The sequence below is a fragment of the Sphingobacterium paramultivorum genome, from assembly GCF_014109745.1.
Taxonomy (GTDB): Bacteria; Bacteroidota; Bacteroidia; order Sphingobacteriales; family Sphingobacteriaceae; genus Sphingobacterium; species Sphingobacterium paramultivorum.
Map to the genome: position 1 here is coordinate 4,513,232 of NZ_CP058555.1, position 25,584 is coordinate 4,538,815.

Here is a 25,584-nt window from a genome sequence, read left to right on the forward strand (position 1 = left end):
ATGAAAAAGATCGTTTTATTTTTTGCATTAGCATTTGCTGTTACCAATTTATCTTTCGCACAGCAAAAGGATATTCCCGCAGCCAAACCAGGCGTAAAATATGGCAAAGAAATCTCTGCGACCAATGCGATTTCAGTAGCTAAGCTTGAAAAAGAACTCACGCAAAAGAATGCCTTCAATGGAAAGATATCGGGCAAAGTTGTTGAAGTGTGTAAGAAAAAAGGTTGTTTCATGACCTTGCAACGGGACGGCGAAGAGCCTATTACCGTCCGTTTTAAAGACTATGGTTTCTTCATGCCAGCAGACATTGTCGGTAAAACAGTTGTCGTCGAGGGTATCGCAAAGAAAAAGGAAGTTTCGGTAGCATCGTTACAACATGCGGCAAAGGATCTTGGTAAATCACAGTCTGAAATAGACCAGATTACACAACCTAAAAAAGATATTAGCATTATTGCTGACGGTGTTTTGGTTGTCAAATAAGACGCTCTCACACCAAGCCTAGCATTGTTCTGATGAAAAGATTCCACACTTCAACCTGTCATTCTATACTGGTCGATGGTACCTTAATGACCTTCGAAAAGCCTATTATTATGGGGATACTCAATGTGACTCCAGATTCTTTTTATGACGGTGGCGACAATACAACCGTAGCACTTGCGATAGAGAAAGCAAAGAAGCTATTGCTTGAAGGTGCTCAAATTCTTGATATTGGCGCATATTCCTCACGTCCGGGCGCTCCATTAATTTCATCACAGGAGGAAATGGATCGAGCTCTTCCCGCTATTCGAGCAATTAAAACTGCATTTCCTGACGCTATTTTATCAATAGATACCTTTAGGGCAGACGTTGCTGCTGCTGCAATCGATGCGGGAGTGCACATCATAAATGATGTGTCGGGAGGTACGCTCGATGATAACATGTTCGCCACGGTGGCAAAATATCAAGTTCCTTATATTCTCATGCATATGCGCGGTATTCCCGAAAATATGCAGGAAAAAACAGATTATACAGATATTGTAACTGACGTAGCCACCTTTTTAGGTGACCGCATTGCGACGCTAAGAAGTATGGGGGTGAAAGACATTATTCTTGATCCGGGATTTGGTTTTGCAAAGACAGTCGAACAGAACTATGAGTTGCTCTATCGTGTCAATGAACTTCACTACTTCGAATTACCAATTTTGGGCGGAATATCCCGTAAATCTATGATTTATAAAAAAATCGGAATCACCGCCCAAGAAGCTTTAAATGGCACCACCGCTTTAAATACCTTACTTCTCGAAAGAGGCGTACAAATTCTCCGCGTACATGATGTAAAAGAAGCGAAACAATTGGTTGATCTCTTCTATTCATAAATCAGCATTATTTGCCTACAAATTTGGGATCACTTAATGTTTTAATAAAAGCTATGATAGCTTCCTTTTCTTCTTCTGTCATAGGAATTCTTTTACCATTTTCCTTAAGAATCGGATCTAGGTTAGCTGCATCCAAAACACCCTTGTCAAAATAATCCAGGACAGATTTTAACGTTGGGAACTGCCCAAAACTTCCATAAGGCGCTGTATATTCCGCATTTCTTAAAGAAGGTACCCGAAAAGCCATATAGTCTGTTTCAATACCTGTGATGCGTGCTCGCCCGGCCTCATCGGGATGCTTATTTAAAGGAAACCCTACATTTCTAAAACTCTGATCGGTAAATAATTCTGTTGCATGGCAGCTTTCACATTTCAACTTAAACAGCTGATACCCCCGTTCTTCCTCGATCGTGAATTGCTCCCCTTCACCTCTTTTTACCTGATCATATTTACTGTCGGCCGAAACTAAGGTATACTCATACTGTGCAATGCTTTTATAAATTCGTTCAGGTGTAATATTCTCATCGCCAAAAGCCTTCTTGAACAATCTTTTATAATCAAACTCGCCATTGATTTTACCGATGACCTCCAGGATAGATGAGTTCATCTCCTCATGCGTGATAATTGGCACTAAAGGTTGCTTTTCCAGTTCGAGTATATTGCCATCCCAATTATAAAATTTCATAAAAGCCAAATTCTGCAAAGGTGGAGTGTTCCGAAATCCGACGCGATTATCTATACCCACTGCCTGCATTTTTCCATCGGAAAAAGCCAATGAGGGATTATGGCAACTGGCACATGATATCGTATTATTTCCACTGAATCTTTTTTCATGAAATAGTTTTTCACCCAATTCAACACCATACTTTGTTGGCTTATTGCTATTAAATGCATTATTCAGACTCGGAAAATCCGCAGGAATATTGAACATGACTGTGGGGTTGTCTTCCAGCGTAGATTCAATGATATCATCCCTACTACAGGATAAAGCAATCAGTATAACTGCCAGGATTAAGATGACTTTTTTCATCCTTTTATTTTTATCAATGGTTGATGAATATTCAGAATGCACACTTGAAAGTCATGGTGCAATCGGACGGCGTTCTTTTGTTTATGCATAACGTATTTTCAGCAATGGCTACAACCTCATTCAAGATCATAGCCATTTACGTAAAATTTAGTTAGAAACACGCTCAACAGTGAACATCCCTGCTGTATCACTGCTGCCGTTACCGCCAAGATTATCAACAAATTTGACCATTTCGACTGCCGAATGAATACTAGGCACAGCGTTGTTAGCACCCAATGTAATGGTATTCGTTTTCCCGCTTAAGAGCTTATCGAAATCCGCCCTGATATTAATCTGTGGTACACTTTTTCCAACAGTAACTAAGGACGGTAAATTCAACGTAATATCCCGATAAGCATCTACCCCCTGTTTATAAGTGGATTCATCACCATTTGTTCCGTTGATCGTACTTCCTGTGTGAATAGACAACTCTTTATGATCTGCACCATAAAAGCCTTCCAATTTCGTAAATCGGTAACCTGTTCCCCATTCCCAGTGCATTTTGGTGTCATTAGCCCCTGCTGTTGCATAGAAAACTGGGAATCTCAGTTGATCCAATGTATTTATTTCCTGTTTTACTCCCAAACCGAATTTGATCTGTTTATAATCGCCAACAGGTATATTACTCAGTACATAATTTAAAGTTGCTGCTTTCGCCTGATCAATTACTGTAGCCCCTTTATCGAGGTCATTTACATTATAAGGGATTTCAGATCCATCGGCTTTAATAAGCCTGATATTGCTAATTACATACTTCAGCTCAGAAAACTGATGCAGTTGCCCACTGGCTGATGTATTTGTTGTGGCAGCTGGTGAATCTGCACTACCCAGCACAATTGTTGTATTTTTAAATGTATTGTTGAAATGTAAGTTAACACTGTTGGCGACATCTTCACTTTTGCTACAAGAAACCATAACCAAAGAAATCATCAGGAGTTTAATTGCATTGTTTTTCATTTTATTCTAAGTTTTAAGGTATTTAAAAATTGATTTTTAAGGATGTAAAAATATTCCTACCCATGCGTGGTATATTTCCCCAATCTGCATAGGTACTATAGTATTCATTGAAGAGGTTCTCCGCACCGACCTGAAACACGGCATTTAATTTTCCAATAGTGAAGGTATAGTCTGCCGAAACATTCCATATCTTATAGGATGCAGTTTGGTCCTCTCCGTATTCAGGGCTAAAATTGACCTGGCTAAAGTCCCCGTTCATTGAAGTTTGCACACCGATCATTTTGTATCGATAATGCAATGATGTTTGATAACTTAAGGGACGTATAAAAGGCAGGTTTCCGCCCATATTGTCTTGCCCTCTGGCATAGGTAAGTACGACTTTCCAATCTAGACTTGGCAAAATTTGATATTGCGCATTGAGTGCTAGGTTAAACAGAGTCGCATGATCTAAAGAGGTATAGCCTTTCACACCTACCGATTGATAGTTCATAGGGCTACCCAAACTCAAAATCCGGCCAATAATGTAGTCTTGGATAAAGAAATAATTGGCCTTGGCCCCAATGCTTAACTTTCCGGTCTTAAATCCGGCACTGGCATTGGCTTCATAAGAGACTTCATTTTTTAAATCCGGATTTCCGATATAGTCATACCGATCGAAACTGTTGTAAATGTAATAACCATAAGCCTCCGAAACAGAGGGAGCACGATGCCCAAACCCTGTTCCTATGGAAAAGTCAAACTGACCAATATTTAACTGATAACTGGCGTGTAGGCTCGGAAGAATTCTATTTTTCTTCTGTGGAGAACCAGGATGGAAGATCCAGTTGAATTCAACATATTTCGAATAGTTATAGTTCAAACCCAATGAACCTCCAAAGACAAGTCTACTGATATCAGAAAGATCTAACGAGTTATTAATGGCTACACTCGCGAAACGGGTGGTCACCCATGGCCAGCTATAGGCAAACATGGTCTGTTTGGATCGATCCTGCGGGTACATACGCATCTCAGCTATGGATAGATTATCGTAAGCATTTACTTGTATTTCCGAAGAATAACGATCTTTCTGCAGATTAATTTTGGACAAAAGACCATAGGTTGTACTCCAGCCCGGCATATCCATATGGACCAAATTCTCGGGACGGGTCGTATCATCCATATAGTGCTCAACTGCATTAAAATAAACTTTGGTGTCCCATACTTTTACCAAGCCCTCTTCAAACAACTGTTTGTATGCAGCCGAAGTGATAATCGCTCTGGATAAGGATAAGTCCATTGGCAAAGCCGGGAATCCCACATCTTTTGCACGATCAAAAATAGCATCTACCCGAACAGCAGAAAGCGGACTTGTTTTATAGGCCAAGCCCAGCGACGCATTGAATTTATTATATTGTGAATGCCGTACTTCATCGTCATTTCCATCATAATAATTTCCAGCCTTCCGGAAGGCAATACTTCCATCTGCCACAAATTTGTCACTTGAGTAATATAAATTCCCAAGATTGAAAGTCTGCTTATTATTGAATTCAAAACCTGTCTGATAGGCTCCGCCAATTTTTTTCTGCAAACCAAACGAGGTATTCCTTCTTTTTAGATCTATACTGCCAGCGACCGTAGCACCATGCAGATTACCTTCCTGCCCCGATTTAATATCTATGGCGGCAAGGTTATTACTTTCTACATACGAGGTTATCGGGTCCATTTTATCCGTACATGCTCCAAAGACATGCATCCCATCGATCGTAATTGTCGAACGCTCGCTACTCATATTATTGAGTAGGGGTTCCCAAGCATAGGCTCCGCGTTTGATAAAGCTAATATTACTTGCAGAAGCCAAATATTCATCCACGGAGACTGTCATCTTCAGATCGTTTTCAATTCTCTTTTTGGCAGCTGCATTGACTGTAACCTCGGCTAGACGTCTCGTTGTATCGCGGGTAACAGGATTGTTTTGTCCGTGTACGTTCCATCCCAAAGACAACATAAAGAGAATAATACTTATCTTCCTCATAGCCTCTAGAATAGAATATCAATGTATAACTCGCTTTTACGACCTTCTACCCCCGGTGTAAAGTCCTTGGGCACCTCAGTTCCTGCTATCACCCTTCCATTTTGGTTAACCAAAATAAAATTCAATGTCCAGTTTCCTGTCATTGTGTAATTCACAACACCGTGGTACAATCCGTCGGCCTGTTGTACCAAGTCTTTATTATTGGGCGAAGAATGGTTGCCCATCGAAGGTTCTGGCATACGCGGATCCAATTGTAAGGTATATCCATTGACTGTCGTATAAGACAATTGTGCCAAGTCCAACTTATAAATCCCGGCGACCAGTTTATTTTCAGAAACAGTTGGTTTCCAAGGAGCAATCAAGGCGATTAAATACTGTTCGCCATCTTTCCCGGTTAAGGTGGTTATGTTACGATTTTTATTTACCTGCGGCTTTACAGTTACTTGTTGTGTAGCGGTGAAGGTCTGATCGCCAATTGTAAAATCGATTTCCAAACTCCAGTTTGCTGCTGCAGAGCTTTCATCTGTAAACACACTGTAACCCGAAAAGTAGCGACCATCCAACGTGTAGTCCATTTCGGACTGGTGCGGACAAACAATTTTCATTCCTTCCACATTGGTTTGGACTGGCAGCAATTTGACTGAGGAAACGGCTACAGGTTCATTATTTTGCTGCTTATTGATTATCACGCGGATATCATTATAACCGCGATACAATACCCCGCCTAGAGCCTCAATACGAATACTATACCCTGAAGAAACAAGGCTTGTAACCTCTTTAAACTCTGTATTCTCTGCCACAGTATTTCCCCGCTCTGCCTCATAGTCTGTTTTCTCCTTTGTACAAGCGACTAGGAGAAAAGACATAATCGCGATATAAAAACCCACTTTTTTTATAAATAAATCTCTCATCTATAATTTTTCATTTGTTAGGAAGCTATCCGATTTATTGCGTGAGCACGAGGGCTCATCCAATAAATCAAAATGATATCCTATTGTGACGAACGGATATATTTCATCGTATAGATGCGCTCCATTCAACTTTTAGAGAAATGAAACTATCAATATTGATCTTAAACAGATTATTATCTATTATCAATATTCAAATGATTCGGATCCACACCATGATGTAGCCCAAATAATTAGGAAGATTTCATTGAAATAAATAGTTATTGAAGAAATAGCTTAACCGAAGATCGATTTTATGGACAAAGCATCACTAAAAGCATTTTCACAGCACAATTATAACGCGAAGGAAATCTTAGCATACCTTGTAATCCATCGTCAGTGATCGACTACTTAATCAAATAAATTTCTAAGTGGATTTAAACCAAAGGGGGGTGAAATATCGTAAAGATGGGATTATAAGAATAATCTTCATTATATACTGGAAGCAGGCGCTCCACAGTATCTTCATAAAGAGCCGTATTTTTAAATGTAAAATCTTGTGTATTATTTATAAAAACAACATCGATAATACGCAATTCAAGATTTTTTTGTTCCTTTTCCTCATGCTCGCGCATTTTCTTCATCAAAATACACTGGCCTCGACAGGCAAGCGCATTATCGTTAAAACGATTGATACATTCGTAACGTGCGATATAATCCCGATTCAACTCGAAGACTGTCCATAGCCATACCGTCGAGAAGCTCTGGAGGAGCATCAAGGGTAATAGAATCCATATAAACAGTCTGGTTTTCATTCGAATATTTTATTCTCAATAGCAGCTTACATCGTTAAGATTACTTCTTTATCTTGTAAGCTTACCAAATCGAGCTCATGCTAATTCGTTTTGAGTTTGGGCAAATATAACAAATGAATCTTGGAATAAACAAATGCTATTTAAAAGAAAAAGTCCTAGGCAGACTACTACCTAGGACTTATAAAACTCAATTTTAATTATTTTGACGTGACCGTCAAAACTGCTTTCTTATTGCCGGCGGTCAAATCCAATGTAAAAACATAGGTTTTACCTGCCTCTAAAACTTTACCCGTTTTGATGCCCAGATTGCCTGAATCACGACCATTCTTGCCATCCCCGACAAAGACGATATCATTTGAGGTTGTCACATCTGTACCCCCAAATTCACCTCCCCATCCTTTTTGATGGAAAAATTTGAAGTTGATGTTATCAGAATTTATAGACTCTCCTGCCTTAACAGTTATCTGGTATTTCTTGTTACCTAGTGGAACCAGACAAAGCGCTTTATCCGTGTTCCAGCCCACCTGGTTACTGGATACTTTAGGCTTTCCAATTCCTTCACCAATAATCCAGACAGCCCCAGATCCATCATCTTGGAGTTTTGCCAAATCATTGCCCGTCATCGCCTCAACCACAAAGTATTTTAAGTTAAAGTCTGCGGTAACACGATATTTCCCTGTCGCTCCTTTAAAGGATAGGGTGCCATCGGCCGCTTTGGTAAAGAAATCTGGATCGATCCACCAATCTTGCAGATCCGCAATCCCTTCAAAAGTCGTCGTTTTCCCTTGCGCCAGCTCGATTTCAACTTTAGCATGTTTATCATCCAGTCGACTGAACTGCGATCCATTTAGCAGTACAACAATAAATGGAGATGCCTGAAATGTCAATGTATTAAATTGAATTGGATATACGCCAGAAGTCGAATTTGAAAAAGGAATTTCAGCGGTAGACCCCAAGTTAATAACATTATTGACCCATCCAAAGTTCATCGCATTGCCTTGTGTACCTACTTTTGGCGCTTGAATATAGCCTTTTACCTCAGCTGCAAAATTTTCTTTTGCCGCATATTGGTTGCGCCCGACCTTTTCCATGCGATAGGATTTGGATTCTGTGACTAAAGTCAAATATGGAAAGTCGGGTCTGCTCAGGTTAATATCAAAAGATTGTTCCGTTATTTTTTGGCTAATATTCTGTAAGACAAACTTAAGGGTTGCTTTTCCATCGGGAATATCTTTCAGGAACGGAACATAAATCTTTCCAGCATAGTCTCCATTTTGTTTGGTACGGATAACGGTTTCTGTTACCTTGTCATCTGTAAAATACAATTGTGCTTTAACAGTAGACAGCGCAACTTCACTATCCGACACATGGACCTGAAACTCGAGACTATCCCCAAAATTTGCAGCCGAGATAGGCGATTTCAATTCGATTTTAGGATCCCCTATTTGATAGGTATATTTTTCATCCTTTTTACAGGAACTAACTGCAGTAATAGCAGCAGTTCCCAATAGTATATTGATGAGATATCTTTTCATTTGTTCATAATTTATGCGCTATCAATGTGATAGCGCTTAGGGTTTATCATCCTCCAGTTAATAGGTCCAACGGTAAGAAACAACCGACTTAGCTGGCACATCATAGCTAAAATGATGTTTACCGTCTGCGACGGTAATTTTACGGCTATCTCCTGACTCGTTTAACAGAACAACAGCGTAGGTCCCATCTGTATTTTGAAAGGCTGTATAAACTAGCCCTTCTGCTGTATACCCAGAAGTACCAATCCGCGAGGCTCCTGATTTGACAACCGAAGAAAGATGACCAACAATATAGTAGTGCGAATTGCGCGTTATATTCTTATAATTTGCCTTACTAATATCCACGGCGCCATAACATGTCTGACAGCCACCTTCGCGATTTGGCCCTTTGTCAGTATCAAGCATCAGGTTCCATACAATAACACCCTTACTCCAATTGTTCACTGTACCGAGAGCCACTTCACGCATATCCTCCATCAAACGTTTTTCAAGATTGCGTCCATCATTCCATTCCCCAATGGATGTTTCCGTAAATACCAGTTCCTTGTCTGGGCGTTGATTATGAATATCGATAAGTTCAGCTTTATCCCCTCCATAATTATGGTATGCCGCTCCGGCGAAGAATGACGCTGCTCCGGCATCGTTATAAATCTTTACTGGGTAATCAGACTGATCGGCAATATTATCATAGTTATAATTATGATCAAATGCATAGATCTTTGTTGATAAGTTAGCCGCTTTTAATTGCGGGCCTAGCGCTTGTTTGACAAAAGCCTGTTGTTCCTGCCATGACATATAAAGCGAAGCGGAATTTTTTCTATTCAATGGTTCATTTTGAACAGTAATCGAATAAATATTAATGCCTTCTTTCTTCATTGCCTGGATCCATTGAACGAAATACCAACCATAATCCTGGTAATATTTTGGATTTAACTGACCACTGGTCCATGAATCAAAGGGCTTTAAATCAGTTAGGTTGTTAACTTTCATCCATTTCGGTGGAGTCCATGGGGAGCCCATGATTTTTATGGATGGATTGATAGCAAGTATTTCTTTCAGCACCGGAATGATATATTGGGTCTCTTCAGACTGCAATCCAAAATTTTCCTTTCCTTCTTTGTCCCAACAGGTATATTCACTCAAAGAGAAGTCGGAACATCCAATAGCAATACGGATATAGTTCATTCCCATTCCATCTTTATCTGAAAAAGTCTCTGTAAGGAATTTTGTCCGATCTTCCTTACTCATTTTCATTAAATTATAACATGTTGAGCCTGTGATGGCTGCACCGAAGCCGTCCATCGTCTGGAATTTCTTAGTAGGATCTAGCGTAATTGTATTGGGCGACATATTAAATTTGGAGCTGAAATCAACAAAGCGCTTTCCAAAATCCAAAGACCGACTGCCCGTCGTCGTATAAATGGTAACATCACCACTTTTTTTAATTTCATCACCTTGCGAAGGTGTATAGCTGTCACGGTTACAAGATGTTGCCGTCACTAGACAGGACAACAAGAATGTATATATCATAGTTTTTTTATTATTACGTTTCATCTGTTAATATATTTGTCTCCATCCATCAGATGGGGGATTCCACTTGTTAAATCAATTAATACCCCGGATTCTGAACTAGATTAGGATTCTGATCAATTTTTGGTTGCGGAACCGGTAAACGATAAGAGTTTTTCGTAAAGGGATACACCTGCGCCTTTCTGCCAGCGTCTTTTGCATAGACCGCATTCATGACAGATTCCACCTTATCTAAGCGCACGAGATCGAACCAGCGTTGTCCTTCGAAGGCTAATTCAAGACGACGTTCTTTCAGATAAGCATCTAATAAAGCATCCTTATTTGAACGTATCGCAGTTGACAATTTTGGTAATTTAACACGTGTGCGAATTTTGTCAATAATGTCTGCTGCGCCGGATAAATCTGATCCCTGTTGAATTAAAGCTTCTGCCTTGAGCAATAGAAGATCTGCGTAACGAAGCTTGACAATACTATTAAATGCAGACCGCAATTTAAACATGAATGGATAATGATTTGAAGGATAATAGTTGCTCCAAGTAGTGGAATAATAGACGATAGATTGCCCCAAACGAATCTGATCCCCTTCATTAGTATATGCTTGTATCAAATCCCGTGATGGGGTTATCCATTTTGCCCATGTGAAGTTATTATCATAATTGGACAAATCCCTTCCAAACATCCAAGTCGCCCAATTGCCTCCACCTGCAGTGAACTGTGCTTCCAAAATCGATTCTTTCGTATTCCGTTGTGCAAGATCTGTGCTGCTTGCATTCATCGCATATAAATCCGAGTAATTGGTATTCAGATCAAAGCCATCCCCAGTCAATGCATCAACAAATTGGATAACTTTAGCATAATCGCGAATTGGTTTTTCGGCATAGATCTTTGCCAGCATAGCTCGCGCTACGGATTTAGTAAATAAAGTCTTATTTCCGTTATTGTTGGCCGGCGCATCTGCCAATCCATCCATCAAATCTTTTTCGATCTGCTTATAGGCTTCTTCTTCGGTAGCTTGTTTAGGGAAATACTGCGGATAAACTTCATTGACATTATCACCGGTAATATCGGGTGCAATTGTGGTAATGACAGGGATAGATCCAAATATACGGACCATATCAAACATCGCCAATGCTCTGAATAGTTTCGCTTGTGCTTTATAAGTCCTAATTTCTGTATCGCTCACCGATTTATCAGCGACACTATCCACATAAATGATCAATCGATTTGCACGTCCAACATCTTCCAGATATCTTCCCCAATCCCGGTCAACCACAGAATTAGACCCTTCAATAGAATTATTTTCAAAAGGTACAACTTCCGCGCCGGTCGTTCCCGCATAGGAATTATCGGCGTGCGAATCGCCAATCAAGAGCAGGTCGAGGTACCAATGTTCCTGCCGATCTTTCATCTGTTGATAGATCCCCGCCAAGTAAGTTTCAACTTCGGCTTTATTCTTGAAAACGACCTGCGTTCCTGTCTCTGTCTTCCCTTGACTAACATCCGAATAATCTGAAAGTGGATCACGGTTCAAAGAGCAAGAAAATAAAAACAAAGAGCCGGTTAGCAAAGAAAGAGCGTTACTTATATATTTTTTCATGATACAGACAATTAAAACTCAATATTAAGACCTAAAACAAATGAACGATTCTGTGGATAGGTCCCCCAATCAATACCCTGGATTCTGGAATCAGATCCACCGGAATACTGGTTTACTTCGGGATCCATACCTGAATATTTAGTCAAGGTAAATAGATTACTTACAGATAGATAAGGCTGAATTTTATGGATACCAATACGTTTCAGTCTCTCCGGAGAAATGGAATAGCCCAAGGAAACATTTTTCATCCGCAAATAACTACCATCCTCAACAAAATAGGTTGAATTCTTCATGTCAAACCCAGCTTTCGGAACGTTGGTAATTTGTCCCGGTACCCGCCAACGATCCAATACAACAGTAGTTTGATTTCGACCATCATACATCCCCTCTGTTTCCATGCGGCTCGCATTGAAGATATCGTTTCCGTAAGTTCCCTGAATAAATATACTGAGGTCGAAATTTTTCCAGGAGAAGCTGTTTGTCATACCATAGACAAACTTTGGAAGAGGATTACCGATATATGTGCGGTCGCTCGATGAAATCTTTCCATCGCCATTCAAGTCGCGGTACATGAGTTCGCCGGTTTCAGGGTTTACACCATCAGAGATATAACCGAAGAATCCTGCAAGTGATCTTCCTGGCTCATTCTTCACGACAAAATCATTGACATAATCGTTTGTCTTTACATCGTAGTACACTTGTTGAAGATCCAGTTGTTTCAGTTTATTTCTGTTAAAAGAAATATTAAAATCGGTATTCCAAGTCAAGTTTCCGGTCAGATTTTTTGAATTTACCGCGAATTCAAAACCATGGTTATTCAACCTTCCACCATTTCTTTGGATTGTGGTTGCTTGCTGTCCTGCGGGCAAACTTGCATTCATTAAAAGATCTTTCGTATCCTTGTTGTAATAATCTGCACTGATGCTGAGTCGATTATTCAACATAGTGATATCAAAACCAATACTGGTTGTGCTTGTCGTCTCCCAAGTCAAATCTTTCGCTCTTAAGATTGTTGGTTTATTGATATTTGGCAATGAATTGTCTTTTCCCTCAACGAACCACTGTTGACGTTGGATCCCACTCAACTGTAGGTACGCATAATCACCTAATCCATATTGATTACCTGTCTGTCCCCATCCGCCACGGATTTTAAAGTCGTTTATCCAGGTTACATCTTTCATAAAGTCTTCAGAAGAGATTCTCCATGCAGCTGAAACCGATGGGAAATACCCCCAGCGACGTTCCGGACTCAACTTCGAAGAACCATCGGCACGCATATTTGCGGTCAATAAATACTTGCCATCATAATTATACATTGCGCGGGCGAAATAGGACATAATCCCCCAGTTGGATGCTGTGGATCCTGTTCTATCCCAAGAGATTTTGTTTGCCGCATTAAGTGTCTCAATGATTCCATTTGCATAGTTTGAACCATAGATATAGCTTCTGGAGTACTTGGAATCTGTCCATGACGAACCGCCCATTACTTCCAAATTATGCTTTCCAAAGCTCTTCGTGTACGTCAAGAAATTGTCCCAAGTCAACACGGTATTTGTATTACGAATATCTGAAGCCTCCCCGAATTGGTTTCTTCCCCAAGCTGTTGTCCAAGGGTCCAAAAAGGTCGTCATCACACCTGATCTTCTATCTAATGAAAACGCAGTTTTCCAAGTTAAATTAGGCATAAAAGAAACCAGTGCACTTCCTGTGGCAACAAGTCGGTTTTCGCGGTTATTATTATTTCTTGTCCGGGCTAGGTTTTCCAAAGGACTGGTGATGTTGTTGATCCCATAGAAATTATTATAGAATCGATCCGGATTGGTTAGATCCCATACAGGCGCGTAGGTTGGTGTTGTAATCACCGATGTAACTACCCCCCCACGATTAGAACCCAATCCTGAGGTAATTCCATTATCATTGTTATCGGAATAATTGATATTCGCATTCACCTTTAGCCATTTTCGGACTTGATTATCAATATTAGCACGAAAATTATATCGTCTAAAGAAGGATCCTTGTAGTGTTCCTTTTTCGTTCAAATACCCCCCACCTAAATAATAACGGAGCTTCTCATTGCCATCCGAAACGGATATTTGATGATTTTGTTGAATACCTGTCTTATAGGTTTCTTTAAACCAATCTGTTTGATCCAACAATCCCTCTGGCAGATTTATCATGCCTATTTCATCCTGTAAATCTTTGTATTGACTGGTATTTAAAACTTTAACCGTGTTATTGACAACATTGGCTGTCCACTGTGTTCCCAGTGTAATTTTTGCTTCCCCGGCTTTTCCTGATTTTGTCGTAACCAAGATAACACCGTTAGAACCACGGGAGCCGTAAATCGCTGCCGATGACGCGTCCTTTAGAATTTGAATATCCGTGATATCATTAGGAGACAAGAACTTAATATCTTCCACAGGAACTCCATCAACAACATACAAAGGAGTGGTATTGCTATTAAAAGACGTTATCCCACGAATTTGTATCTGAGGTGCTGCACCTGGCTGACCACTCGGCTGAATAACAGTGACCCCGGCAGCTTTACCCTGAATGGCTTGCCCAAAATTAGTAACGGGTCTCTTTTCTAAGTCTTTGGTGGAAACTGAAGAGATTGCAGTCGTGACATCTTTTCTTTTCACGCTACCATAACCGATTACAATAACATCCTCCAGCAAATTGGTTGAGGAATTTAATTGGACAATCATGGTACTGTTGGCAGGTAGTTCTTTACTGTCGTAGCCAACAAAAGTAAATTGGAGTATACTGCCCGTGCTAGCTGAAATCTGAAAACGCCCATCTCCGTTACTGGAGACTGCGTTATTACTTCCTTTTTGAGTAATGGTTACTCCAGAGAGTGGTTTCTGATCTTGGGCATCCAAGACTCGTCCACTAACTTGAATTCGGTCTTGGGCAAACACCAAATTCACCAAAGTAAACAAGAAAGCTAACCCCATTGAAAAGGCAACTTTTCGTGTAAAGTAAATCATATGAAATAAAAAAATTGGTTATTGTTTAATCTTTTGGTTATTCCAAAATGGCAATGAGTTTCCCCTGCTTCATTGCTCAAAACAAAACTAAGATCAGCTTGACGGAGAAAAAAGAGCTAGTACTTAAAAAGTACCGAAGAAAAAACATAAATAACTAAAAACAAGATGACTATAAAAAATATACACCCTTAAAAAGTACCTAAAGGAGCGTACAATTGTCTTTAACATAGACAATTTTCGGGTATTACAGCACATTTTATGCCCGGTCGATCACCGCAATCTGACATACAGCCGCCTCGAAAGCATCACGATTTCCCGCGGCTTTATTACGTACTTTTGTTCTGTAATTATAAACCGTCCGAAGCGAGTATCGCAGGAAACTTGCAATCTTCACGGAATCATCGATCCCTAATCGAATTAATGCGAAAATCCGAAGTTCGGTATTTAACAACTCTGTCTTTTTGGGATAGATCTTCTCCTCTTCCTGAAGTAGCGCATTGAATTCATCAACAAAGGTTGGATATAGATTTAAAAAGATACGATCAAAATTAACATAAAGCTGCTGCACTTCCCTTTCTTCCATTTGCGTTGACTTTAACTGTTCCCGCAGCGCATCCCATTGCTGATTCGTCGCTTTTTTCAGTAATGCCTTTCTGATATCTTCCATTTTATCGATGTAACTCGAACACATGTCAAAGAATTGGGCGATATATTCTTCTTTAATATGGTTGGATTCCGACAATTTAAGGTTAGTCTGGTTAATTTCGTTATTCAATGAGCGAAGCTGCTGATTTGTGGCAGATAATTCTGATCGTATTCGCCGCAAATGTTGTACCTGTCTATAGATAACAACAAGTCCAATAATGACACCGATCAATAAAATACTAACGATAATGACCAGTCCAACCAATTGTCGATTTTGACTACTGATTTTCTGCTGATAGGCGGCATTGATAATGGGATAAGAAGAGGTCCCCTCAATAATGCGATACCGTACTTTACATAACATCGCATCGTCGATTGCTTTTTCAATAAACTGAAAAGCCCGATCAAAATCCTGTTGATCGTAATACGTTAACGCCAGATCATGAAAAGATGCATTATCACGATTTGCCATTTCAATATCTGCACTGGCCGATATTGAAAGGTAGTAAATTTGGCTTTTCGTATCCTTTTCATATTTATAAATGAGCCCCATAAAATAGGCGATCAGCGCGCGCTGCTCAATATCCTTTTTATTCTCATTCCAGAGGATTAACAATTGCTTTTTAGCGTCCTCCCGGTTACCGTTAAACAGCGTTTTTATCGCAATGGTGGTACGATATTCCAAGGAAGACTTCGGTAGTACCGTTAACAAAGAATCACGATATTTTTCACTTGCCTGATAATATTCTGGTCGATTATTGCTCTGACCATAATGACTATAGAACGAGCTGTAGGTATCGTAATACTTGGCGAGAAGATCCCTACCTAGATGAGCGGGATCGACTTGCTTCAACAATTGTGAAGCTTCTATATACCTTCCGATGGTGGAATACACCCAGGCCAAATCGAGATGAATCACTGCCTGTAGGGAGTCATTAAGCGGTGGAGCGAGCTTTTGACACAGTAAAATATAAGTAAGCGCTGCGTCAGAATCAAACTTCTTATAATTTTCAAAGATTTCGTAGTTCTTCTTCAAAAATTGAACGGGATTGCCTTCTAATGCTTTTGCCTCCTGTTTTAATTTCTCCAATTTATCTTCACGGTTCTTGATGTAAATTTTCTGATTTTCCATCAGATATTCCAATCGTTGCAAAACCCGGGTGCTATCGGAAGCCACTTGTGCAGATAGGTAAAGACTAAAATGTGCGAAAAGAATAAAAAGAAAAATGCGCTGCAACATAATAAAATCGGTTCAAGATAGTGTAGACTAAACTACATAAAAATAACAACAAAAAAGAGGACGTCTCACGACGGCCTCTTCCCCTGACCCAGTTAAGGGTCCAAGAATTAACAAGTTAATTCTTTATCGCATGAAAAATAGTTTTCTTTTTTTATATCGCAACCTATTGCCAACCTCCTCCCAAGGCTTTGTAGAGTAGAATCTGATTTAAAGTATTCTCTTTCTCCAATTCTACTTTTCCTATTTGGGCTTCCAGAGACTCTTTTTGTGCTGTAACGACATCAAGAGAAGTCACCCGCCCCGCAATAAATAGTTCCTGTGCCGCTTCAATAGAGAGGTTTAACGCTTGAACATGTTCATCGACAAAGCTACGTCGTTTGACGATTGCCTCTTGCGTCATGACAACATTGGAAACTTCGTTATAAGCGTTTACAACTGCTTTTTCATAGTCTACAAACGCAATTCCATAATCTGCTTTCGCAATCTCATACTGTGTTTTAAGCTGTCTTTGATTAAATATCGGCAGTGTAATACCTCCAAATAAATTATAAGCAATAGATTTATCCAAATTAAATAACTTGTTAAAGCTAAAGCTCTGTAATCCGAGAAATGGACTTATTGCAACAGAAGGCAAAAAAGCCAAACGTGATGCTTCCTGATTATTCGAAGAAGCAATGACTTTCAAATAAGCGGCCTTAATATCTGGGCGTTGGTTCACGAGATCATCTGGTGTACCAAAACGCATTGCATGATACAAATCTGCATTTTCGGTATATGTACTTCTTACAATAGGCTGATAAAAACGTCCCAACAGGCCGTTGATATGATGTTCCCAAAGTGCTATTTCCTGGCTCAATTGTTCTTTGGCAGCTTTCGAGTTGGCTAATAGTGCTTTAAATTGTTGCACAGAAAGTTCAGTCGCATAACCGGCATCTTTTTTCACCTCAACAACTTCCAGTGCATTTTTATGTAATTCAATATTCCGATTGTAAACTTTTATCTTTTGATCCAAAGCAATTAGTTCATAATAAGCCGTCGCAATATTGGATACCAATTCCGTTTCTAATAGACGCTTGCCTTCCTGTTCAGCTAAAAAGCTAAAATAAGCGGCCTGCTTTTGACTCTTCAACTTTCCCCAAAGATCAATCTCCCAGGACGAACGAAGTCCTATAAAATAATCTGGGATAAATGGTTCGGGCAATTTTTCATCACTTTTCAAGTTCTCCGAAAAATTTGAATCATAATTACCTATTCCTGATTCTGTATAATGCCCATATTTCCGAATTCCTCCTTCTACTGCAGCCTCTACAGTTGGCCCCAATGCCGCCTTCCGTTGTTTAAAATAAGCTTGTGCAGATTCCAACCGCAAAATGGATTGACGAATATCTAAATTGTTCTGCAGAGCAGAATCAATTAGAGAAACCAACTTCGGATCTTTAAAAATTTCCTTCCAAGACCGGCTTCCTACATTTAAACTATCTGGAGAAAGATGTTTGGAAAAAGAAGTCGGTACATTTAATTTCTCCGGTTGAAGCGTTTTTTTGGGAACCGAGCAACTACCAAATAAAATAAGTGCAGCTATGACTAAAGATGCTTTTTTAACGACCTGTTTCTTGTTATCCTTTTTTGAAAATAAGATCACTAATCCCGGGATGACAATTACTCCGAGTATGGTTCCGATAAGCATTCCTCCCACCGCAGCGGTACCGATACTTCGATTACCCAATGCTCCTGCTCCACTGGCCATCATCAAGGGAATTAGACCTGCAATAAATGCAAAGGAAGTCATTAATATCGGACGCAAACGGGCAACAGCTCCTTCGATTGAAGCGGTCACGATATCCATTCCCTGCTTATATTTCAAATTGGCATATTCCACAATCAGGATCGCATTCTTACCTAACAAACCAATCAGCATGACCAATGCGACCTGCGCATAGATATTGTTTTCCAATCCAAAGACTTTCAAGAAGATAAATGCACCAAAGATCCCTGCCGGAAGACAGAGCAGAACAGGTAAAGGCAACAGAAAGCTTTCATACTGTGCACATAACAACAGATAAACAAACAGAAGACAGAGTGCAAAAATATACAAGGCTTGATTTCCGGAGATTTTCTGTTCACGAGTCATCCCCGACCATTCGATACTATACCCTTGCGGCAAAGAAGAAGCAATTTTCTCGACTTCTTCGATAGCTTGTCCGGAGCTGAAACCGGCTGAAGACTGTCCAGTAATCATTGCTGAACTGAACATATTGTAACGGGTAATTTGTTCAGGACCATAAATTCTTTCCATCGAAATAAAGGCATTGTATGGTACCATCTCACCCGTCTCATTCTTCACATATAAGCGTAATACATCTTCTGGTCTTTGGCGATATTCGGGACCAGCCTGTACCATGACCTTATACATCTGTCCGTAACGGATGAAATTTGTTGCGTAAAGACTTCCCATTAAGGTCTGCAGTGTATTCATGGCATTCTCCACCGATATTCCTTTTTTTGCAGCCATATCGTAGTCCACCTTCAGCATATATTGCGGGAAGTTTACATCAAAACTGGAACCGATATCCTGAAGGACTTCGCTTTTCTCCATATCGTCCATAAACTTCTGCAATACCTCAGCCGTCTTATTGAGATCTTCGTTACCACTGCGATCCAAAAGCCGCAACTCAAAACCTGAAGAGTTACCGAAGCCTGGCACCGTTGGCGGTGGAAAAAAATCAATCTCTGCATCCGCAAAATCCTTAGTCTTATCACGTAATTCTTTAATGACATCCGCTACGGTCTGATCACGTTCTTTCCAAGGCTTAAGGTTAATCATCCCCATCCCATAGGAAGCACCGGATACTTCTGTAATGATACTATAACCGGACAACGTAGAGACTGTTTCAACAACATCGAGTTTCCGTGATACGGAGTCAATTTTATCCAAAACGCGTTCTGTACGGTCTACGGTTGCTCCCGGCGGGGTTGTTACAGCGACATAGATCATTCCTTGATCCTCGGTTGGAATAAAACCTGAGGGTAAGATGGCACTACTTCCCCAGGTCACTAGAAAGAATCCTCCAAGTAGAAGGAGAGTCAATCCACGTCGCGCACTGGTTTTTACCAAAATTCCCTTATAGCCGAAGGCAGTCTTGTCATAAATGGCATTGAATTTTTTAAAGAAACGATCCAACCAGTTATTCGAAGGTTTACGGTCATGGGGCGATTTTAGGAAAAGCGCGCATAAAGCCGGCGTCAATGTCAACGCGTTGATACCTGAAATAACAATGGCAGCCGCGAGCGTCAATGAAAATTGACGATAAAATATCCCCACCGGCCCTGAAAGAAAGGCAACTGGAACAAACACGGCAGACATCACCAACGTAATGGCCACTACAGCGCCACCGACTTCTTTCATTGCCTCCAATGTCGCCTCCATAGGTTGAAGATGTTCTTCTTCCATCTTTGCATATACAGCCTCGACGACGACAATTCCATTGTCCACCACAATACCTATGGCCAGTACCAAGGCAAACAAGGTCAGCAGGTTGATTGAGAAACCTAACATCTGCATAAAAAACAATGCTCCAATCAAACATACTGGTACAGCCAAAATTGGTATAATAGTCGCCCTAAAATCCTGTAAAAAGATAAATACAACGATAAAAACTAAAAGAAACGCCTCCAATAAGGTTTTGATGACAGAAGAAATTGAAGCATCCAAAAACCGCGACACATCATAACCCATGGTATAGGTCATGCCAGTCGGGAATTGCGTTTGTTTCAATTCTGCCATGCGGTCTTTTACACGCTGAATAACCTCTTGTGCATTTGATCCCGGCAATTGCTTTAGCATGATGGATGCGGATGGACGTCCATCAGTTTTGGATACCATTTCATAATCCAATGAACCAAATTCAACATCTGCTACGTCTTTTATACGGATAATAGAACCATTTGAAGTAGCTCGAATAGGTATATTGGCATATTCCTCAATTTCAGTGAATTTACCTGGATAACGCAATACATATTGTTGCATGTTACGCATTTTATCGGAACTGATACCGGTTTGTCCAGGCGCAGCCTCGATATTCTGTTTTCGTAATGCGGCCACCACATCCTCCGTAGAGATATTATAAGCTGCCATACGGTCAGGTTTAACCCATACACGCATCGCATAATCACGCATTCCCATAATCTGAGCGAGACCGACACCTTCAATCCGTTTCAGTTCCTTTAGAATGTTGATATCTGCGAAATTGTAAATGAATCTTTCATCCGCGGTTTCATCATCGGTAAAAACATTCAGATACATCAGCATGGAGTTGACCTCTTTTTCGGTGGTTACCCCTGCTTTGATGACCTCTTCAGGGAGTTCATCCAATACAGTAGTTACCCTATTCTGTACGTTTACAGCTGCAATATCTGGATCTGTACCAACTTCAAAAAAGATTTGAATAACCGTGCTGCCGTTATTGGTAGACACTGAATTCATGTAAGTCATCCCAGCTACACCGTTGATTGCTTTTTCCAAAGGAATAGCGACGGCATTTGTACTCACCTCAGCATTGGCACCTGTATAATTGGCATTGACGACTACCGAAGGTGGTACAATGTCCGGAAATTGTGTGATGGGCAATGTAAATAAGGCCAACAACCCTAAAAGTGTAATAAACACCGAAATAACCAACGACAATATGGGTCGTTTTATAAATGTTTCAAACATAATTTATCCTCCCCTACAGTTTCCTCATTTTTGGATTAATCTTCATTCCACTCCGCAGTCCCTGTACCCCCTCATAGACAATCTTGGCGTTGGGATCTAAACCTCCATCCACGATGTAATAATGCCCCACACGCGGGCCCGCTGTAAAAGGTGTCATTTTTACGGTACTATCTGCCTGTACAGTATAAACGTATGTCTTGTCCTGAATTTCAAATACTGATTTTTGGTGTACAAAGGTATGTTCCCCTGTCTGCATTGGCACAGCAATCTTACCTGTTGCACCATGTTTTAGGATATGCTCGGCATTGGGAAATTGAACCCGAAGGGCAATGGATCCAGTATTGGCTTCAAATTCACTTTCTACCAAATGGGCAATTCCCTCGTGTGGATACAGCTCACCATTGGCCAAAATTAACTTGACCGATTTTTGCGTTTCCTTACCGTCCAACTTATCACGCATAAGTGTCAGATACTCCCTTTCAGAAATGTCAAAATAAACGTTCACTTTGCTTAAATCGGAGATCGTCGTAATTAAGCTACCCTCGGTCAATAAAGAGCCTTCTCTCAATAAGATACGGTCTATACGGCCGTCAAAAGGAGCTTGTATAACAGTATAGTCCAATCTTGTCTGTGCCTGATTAACCAAAGCTCGGGCTTCTTCTATCTTAGAATTGGCCGCTTTTAGTTGAATTTTCAATAAATTATATTCGGAAGAGCTCACAATATTCTTGTCAACCAATTTTTGAGTTCGCTCCATTTCCAGCTTAATCTTTTGTGCTTCGGCAATGGCATTATCATACTGTGCTTTGGCCTTGGCTAATTCCGAACGATATTCCTCATTATTATACCTAAATAGTATTTGGCCTTTCTTTACCCAAGCCCCCTCGTCTACATAAATTTTATCTAAAAACCCATTCAATTTGGAACGAATTTCGACGTTTTTTAAGGCTTGAACATCCGCAATATACTCTTGATAAACAGTCGTATCCATTACCATTAAAGGTACTACAGGGATATTTTTGAGTTCTTCTTTCGGATCAGCGTTAGCGTTGGATGAATGGCATGAAGCCAGCATCCCAACCATACCCACGAAAAGGCACAGTAAAAGTAATTTCTTCATAAACGATAAAAAATGTAAAATGTTAAACCCTCCTACGGTATTTTAAAATCAGTCGTTAGGAGAATGTGTTAGATGGGAGCTACAGCAATTCTATAGTGTAAAGAGCGGCCCAAGGCCTTCCATACCATATATAGAAATAAAATTAAACTGTTGCAGCCTCCGCTAGAAAATTAGAGGAGCGTAACTAGAATGGCCTAAAACGGGACAGGAAGCGATAATACCCTGGTAAGCATAGGGTTTTAGATCGGTAAAAAGGATGTTCATCATCTTTTGCGAAACATAATGCCGTAAAGACGATTCCAAAAACAAAAATAAAAATTGGTAGTACTTGACTATTGAGCGAAAATATACGATAATCATCTTGCAATAGTACTTTTTCTTCTTGGGAAGAATGAATGGGTTCCAAATCCAATACATCATCCAGAAAATACTCCACAATAGTCTCACCTGCATGCAGCACCTGTCCGGTTGCCGAGGAGAAAGACTCATAGGTCAACAGATTAAGGTATGCAAAGAGTGTTAAAAAATGAAATATTTTGCCTAACATATCGAAATTTCGAACTACAAAGGTATGACTTTAAATAGCTAAGATTATTTTATTCGTGTAAAAAAACCATGACAGCCTAAAAAATTAGCTGTCATGGTTTTCAAAAAACAAGTAATGTTCATGGTTTCCGTTATAAACCTTAAAAGATCAATTAAACAGTCGACACAATTACTTCGAACTAAAGTATCATCATTGAATTCATTATTGTCTATCAGAACTCAATCTTTATTTTCCTTTTATTTTTTCGTTACTAAAGGAATATGGAGCATCTTCTTTTTTTGTACCTCTATTTCTATTCGGTGCGTCGCTCATTTTGAAATCAAGTTTGGCACCCTGCAATAAATCTTTATAACGGATATAATTATGACTATAAGGCTTTCCATTCCAAGTTAGTTGATCTACGTAGACCTGATTTGCTCCCTGCTGTTTCGCTTGGATATTCACTTTTTTCCCATTTTCAAGATTTAATGTCACCTTATCGAATTGTGGTGAACCAATCACGTATTCGCCCGAGGCAGGAGAAACAGGATAAAATCCTAGCGAAGAGAAGACATACCAGGCTGAAGTCTGCCCATTATCTTCATCACCACAATAGCCATCTGGTGTAGGCAAATAAAGTTTATCCATTATTTTGCGTACCCAATATTGTGCTTTCCAGGGCTCTGCAGCATAATTATACAGATAGGGCATATGTTGGATAGGCTGATTTCCATGCGCATACTGCCCCATATTCATCACCTGCATTTCACGCATTTCATGGATCATTCCGCGACTTTTCATACCCTCATAACTCGGAATAACAAACACCGTATCCAACATGGAAGCAAAAGATTTATTACCACCCATCAAATTAATTAAACCCTGAGGGTCATGGAACACGCAAAAACTCCAATGCCAAGCATTTCCTTCTGTGTATTCGCGCGACCAGGCACTTGGATCAAAATCTGAGACGAACGATCCGTCTGCTTTTTTTCCACGCATAAGTTTTGTACTTGGGTCAAACAGATTTTTATAGTTCATCGCGCGTGTTGCATAAATAGCTGTTTCAGCTTCCGGTTTGCCCAGTGCTTTGCCAAATTCATAAATACACCAGTCATTGTATGCATATTCCAGTGAACGTGCTACATTTTGGTCTACTTTTACATCAGCAGGTATATAGCCCAATTTATTATAATATTCATAACCGAAGCGTCCCGTCGAAGAGTGTTTCGGATAGGCACTATTGGCCCCATGCTTAAGCGCTTCCCATAACAGGTCTTTATCATAGCCTTTGCGATCAGTAATCAAGGCATCTGCTACAATAGAAGCGGAATTGTTTCCAATCATCGATGCACGATGTCCTGGCGAGGCCCACTCCGGAAGGTAACCACTCTCTTTATACGCATTCACCAAACCTTCCTGCATCCGATCATTCATCGACGGATACAATAAATTCAACAGGGGAAACAAACTTCTAAAGGTGTCCCAAAAGCCTGTATCCGTAAACATTTCGCCAGGCAGGACCTGCCCATTGTAAGGGCTATAGTGTATACGCTTGCCTGTTCCATCAATTTCAGAAAAGTCCCTTGGAAAAAGTGTTGAACGATAGAGGCTGGAATAAAATGTACGTAATCGGTCAATATTAGGATCTTCAACCTGTACACGTCCGAGGATTTCGTTCCACTGTGCTTTACCTTCGTCAACAACCTGTTGAAATGTTTTCGATTTAACCTCCTTCAGGTTAATTTCTGCCTGCTCAAAACTTATAAAGGAAGAAGCAATACGGGCGGTGACCTTCTCCCCTCTTTTCAAGGGAGAGAAACCAACGACTGCTCCAGCGTGATTATCCTGAATTTCCAATTCGTCTTTACTTATCGCTCCGCTTTTAACAGCAGCTTTGTAGGAGAATGGTCTATCGAAAGTAATGACGAAGTAATTCTTGAAATTCTCTGGAACACCACCGCTATTTTTTGTTGAATACCCGATAATCTTATTTTCCTGCGGAATTACTTTAATATAAGACCCCTTATCAAATGCATCAATAATAACATAAGCACTGTCTGTTTTGGGGAAGGTGAACTGAAAGATCGCTGCCCGTTGTGATGGCGACAATTCTGTTGTCACATCGTGATCTGCAAGGTAAACGCTATAATAATAAGGTTTGGCAATTTCAGCTTTATGCGAAAACCAGCTCGCCCGTTTTTCTTGATCAAATTGCGGTGTACCTGTTATTGGCATGATTGAAAACTGACCATAATCATTGTTCCAGGGGCTTGGCTGGTGGGTTTGCTTAAATCCTTTAATTTTATCTGCCGTGTAAGTATATACCCAGCCATCGCCCATATTTCCAGTCTGCGGGGTCCAAAAATTCATACCCCAAGGACGAGCTATTGCAGGATAAGTATTGCCATTAGACAATTCATACTTCGATTCAGTACCAATCAAAGGGTTCACGAAATCAACAGGCGAGGTTTGTTGCGCCATTCCAGCATGCGTCGCGAATAGAAAAAGAATACTACCTGTTAGTTTTTTAATATTAAACATAAATTATGTATTTGGTTGATAGCACTAGCAAAAAAGCTAAAACGTATTA

At 40.2% G+C, this 25,584-nt stretch carries 16 protein-coding genes; 2 read left to right on the forward strand and 14 right to left on the reverse strand.

Features of this window, described 5'->3' with window-relative positions:
- Both HS960_RS19005 and folP read left to right on the forward strand, forming a co-directional pair.
- Positions 1 to 480, forward strand: coding sequence for a DUF4920 domain-containing protein (locus tag HS960_RS19005; protein WP_182330365.1), 480 nt, complete (start codon positions 1 to 3; stop codon positions 478 to 480).
- A gap of 32 nt (positions 481 to 512) precedes the next feature.
- Entirely contained in the window at positions 513 to 1,355 is an 843-nt protein-coding gene (gene folP, locus HS960_RS19010; protein WP_182330367.1) for a dihydropteroate synthase, read from the forward strand.
- A 7-nt stretch (positions 1,356 to 1,362) separates the two neighbouring features.
- Here the strand turns inward: folP and HS960_RS19015 are convergent, their stop codons facing one another.
- The 14 genes from HS960_RS19015 to HS960_RS19080 all read right to left on the reverse strand — a co-directional run bounded on the left by HS960_RS19015 (position 1,363) and on the right by HS960_RS19080 (position 25,535).
- Positions 1,363 to 2,385 (reverse strand): cytochrome-c peroxidase, encoded by a 1,023-nt coding sequence (locus tag HS960_RS19015; RefSeq protein ID WP_182330369.1) that lies wholly within the window; start codon positions 2,383 to 2,385, stop codon positions 1,363 to 1,365.
- A 147-nt stretch (positions 2,386 to 2,532) separates the two neighbouring features.
- Positions 2,533 to 3,381: an MbnP family protein gene (locus HS960_RS19020; protein ID WP_159731466.1), complete on the reverse strand. Its 849-nt coding sequence runs from the start codon at positions 3,379 to 3,381 to the stop codon at positions 2,533 to 2,535.
- A 22-nt stretch (positions 3,382 to 3,403) separates the two neighbouring features.
- On the reverse strand, positions 3,404 to 5,392 hold the full coding sequence (locus HS960_RS19025; RefSeq protein WP_159731468.1) for a TonB-dependent receptor plug domain-containing protein: 1,989 nt from the start codon (positions 5,390 to 5,392) through the stop codon (positions 3,404 to 3,406).
- Positions 5,393 to 5,397: 5 nt separating this feature from the next.
- Positions 5,398 to 6,303: a hypothetical protein gene (locus tag HS960_RS19030; protein ID WP_228280080.1), complete on the reverse strand. Its 906-nt coding sequence runs from the start codon at positions 6,301 to 6,303 to the stop codon at positions 5,398 to 5,400.
- A gap of 413 nt (positions 6,304 to 6,716) precedes the next feature.
- Positions 6,717 to 7,094, reverse strand: a complete 378-nt coding sequence (locus HS960_RS19035) for a hypothetical protein (RefSeq protein ID WP_153844843.1) — start codon at positions 7,092 to 7,094, stop codon at positions 6,717 to 6,719.
- Between the two features lie 197 nt (positions 7,095 to 7,291).
- Positions 7,292 to 8,629: a DUF5125 domain-containing protein gene (locus HS960_RS19040; RefSeq protein ID WP_182330371.1), complete on the reverse strand. Its 1,338-nt coding sequence runs from the start codon at positions 8,627 to 8,629 to the stop codon at positions 7,292 to 7,294.
- A 57-nt stretch (positions 8,630 to 8,686) separates the two neighbouring features.
- The gene (locus HS960_RS19045) at positions 8,687 to 10,159 is read right to left on the reverse strand and encodes a glycoside hydrolase family 30 protein (protein ID WP_228280082.1); all 1,473 of its coding nucleotides are present in this window, start codon (positions 10,157 to 10,159) and stop codon (positions 8,687 to 8,689) included.
- A gap of 79 nt (positions 10,160 to 10,238) precedes the next feature.
- Positions 10,239 to 11,756 (reverse strand): RagB/SusD family nutrient uptake outer membrane protein, encoded by a 1,518-nt coding sequence (locus HS960_RS19050; protein ID WP_182330375.1) that lies wholly within the window; start codon positions 11,754 to 11,756, stop codon positions 10,239 to 10,241.
- A gap of 11 nt (positions 11,757 to 11,767) precedes the next feature.
- Positions 11,768 to 14,713: a SusC/RagA family TonB-linked outer membrane protein gene (locus HS960_RS19055; RefSeq protein WP_227550092.1), complete on the reverse strand. Its 2,946-nt coding sequence runs from the start codon at positions 14,711 to 14,713 to the stop codon at positions 11,768 to 11,770.
- 289 nt (positions 14,714 to 15,002) lie between these two features.
- Complete coding sequence (locus HS960_RS19060; RefSeq protein WP_153844838.1) at positions 15,003 to 16,631, reverse strand: DUF6377 domain-containing protein; 1,629 nt, start codon at positions 16,629 to 16,631, stop codon at positions 15,003 to 15,005.
- Positions 16,632 to 16,794: 163 nt separating this feature from the next.
- Positions 16,795 to 21,345 (reverse strand): efflux RND transporter permease subunit, encoded by a 4,551-nt coding sequence (locus HS960_RS19065; protein WP_182330377.1) that lies wholly within the window; start codon positions 21,343 to 21,345, stop codon positions 16,795 to 16,797.
- Between the two features lie 13 nt (positions 21,346 to 21,358).
- Positions 21,359 to 22,465 (reverse strand): efflux RND transporter periplasmic adaptor subunit, encoded by a 1,107-nt coding sequence (locus HS960_RS19070; protein ID WP_153844836.1) that lies wholly within the window; start codon positions 22,463 to 22,465, stop codon positions 21,359 to 21,361.
- Positions 22,466 to 22,649: 184 nt separating this feature from the next.
- On the reverse strand, positions 22,650 to 23,012 hold the full coding sequence (locus tag HS960_RS19075) for a hypothetical protein (protein ID WP_070561742.1): 363 nt from the start codon (positions 23,010 to 23,012) through the stop codon (positions 22,650 to 22,652).
- Positions 23,013 to 23,237: 225 nt separating this feature from the next.
- Positions 23,238 to 25,535 carry a GH92 family glycosyl hydrolase gene (locus tag HS960_RS19080; protein ID WP_153844835.1) on the reverse strand — a complete coding sequence of 766 codons (2,298 nt, stop codon included), beginning with the start codon at positions 25,533 to 25,535 and terminating at the stop codon, positions 23,238 to 23,240.
- Positions 25,536 to 25,584 lie beyond the last annotated feature (49 nt).

Excerpts from the sequence above, each read along its gene's own strand:
- HS960_RS19055 (WP_227550092.1), bottom strand. The coding sequence starts at position 14,713 with ATGGGGTTAGCTTTCTTGTTTACTTTGGTGAATTTGGTGTTTGCCCAA.
- HS960_RS19050 (WP_182330375.1), bottom strand. The coding sequence starts at position 11,756 with ATGAAAAAATATATAAGTAACGCTCTTTCTTTGCTAACCGGCTCTTTG.
- HS960_RS19060 (WP_153844838.1), bottom strand. The coding sequence starts at position 16,631 with ATGTTGCAGCGCATTTTTCTTTTTATTCTTTTCGCACATTTTAGTCTT.
- HS960_RS19070 (WP_153844836.1), bottom strand. The coding sequence starts at position 22,465 with ATGAAGAAATTACTTTTACTGTGCCTTTTCGTGGGTATGGTTGGGATG.
- HS960_RS19080 (WP_153844835.1), bottom strand. The coding sequence starts at position 25,535 with ATGTTTAATATTAAAAAACTAACAGGTAGTATTCTTTTTCTATTCGCG.
- HS960_RS19065 (WP_182330377.1), bottom strand. The coding sequence starts at position 21,345 with ATGTTTGAAACATTTATAAAACGACCCATATTGTCGTTGGTTATTTCG.
- folP (WP_182330367.1), top strand. The coding sequence starts at position 513 with ATGAAAAGATTCCACACTTCAACCTGTCATTCTATACTGGTCGATGGT.
- HS960_RS19015 (WP_182330369.1), bottom strand. The coding sequence starts at position 2,385 with ATGAAAAAAGTCATCTTAATCCTGGCAGTTATACTGATTGCTTTATCC.
- HS960_RS19020 (WP_159731466.1), bottom strand. The coding sequence starts at position 3,381 with ATGAAAAACAATGCAATTAAACTCCTGATGATTTCTTTGGTTATGGTT.
- HS960_RS19040 (WP_182330371.1), bottom strand. The coding sequence starts at position 8,629 with ATGAAAAGATATCTCATCAATATACTATTGGGAACTGCTGCTATTACT.
- HS960_RS19035 (WP_153844843.1), bottom strand. The coding sequence starts at position 7,094 with ATGAAAACCAGACTGTTTATATGGATTCTATTACCCTTGATGCTCCTC.
- HS960_RS19075 (WP_070561742.1), bottom strand. The coding sequence starts at position 23,012 with ATGTTAGGCAAAATATTTCATTTTTTAACACTCTTTGCATACCTTAAT.
- HS960_RS19030 (WP_228280080.1), bottom strand. The coding sequence starts at position 6,303 with ATGAGAGATTTATTTATAAAAAAAGTGGGTTTTTATATCGCGATTATG.
- HS960_RS19005 (WP_182330365.1), top strand. The coding sequence starts at position 1 with ATGAAAAAGATCGTTTTATTTTTTGCATTAGCATTTGCTGTTACCAAT.
- HS960_RS19045 (WP_228280082.1), bottom strand. The coding sequence starts at position 10,159 with ATGATATATACATTCTTGTTGTCCTGTCTAGTGACGGCAACATCTTGT.
- HS960_RS19025 (WP_159731468.1), bottom strand. The coding sequence starts at position 5,392 with ATGAGGAAGATAAGTATTATTCTCTTTATGTTGTCTTTGGGATGGAAC.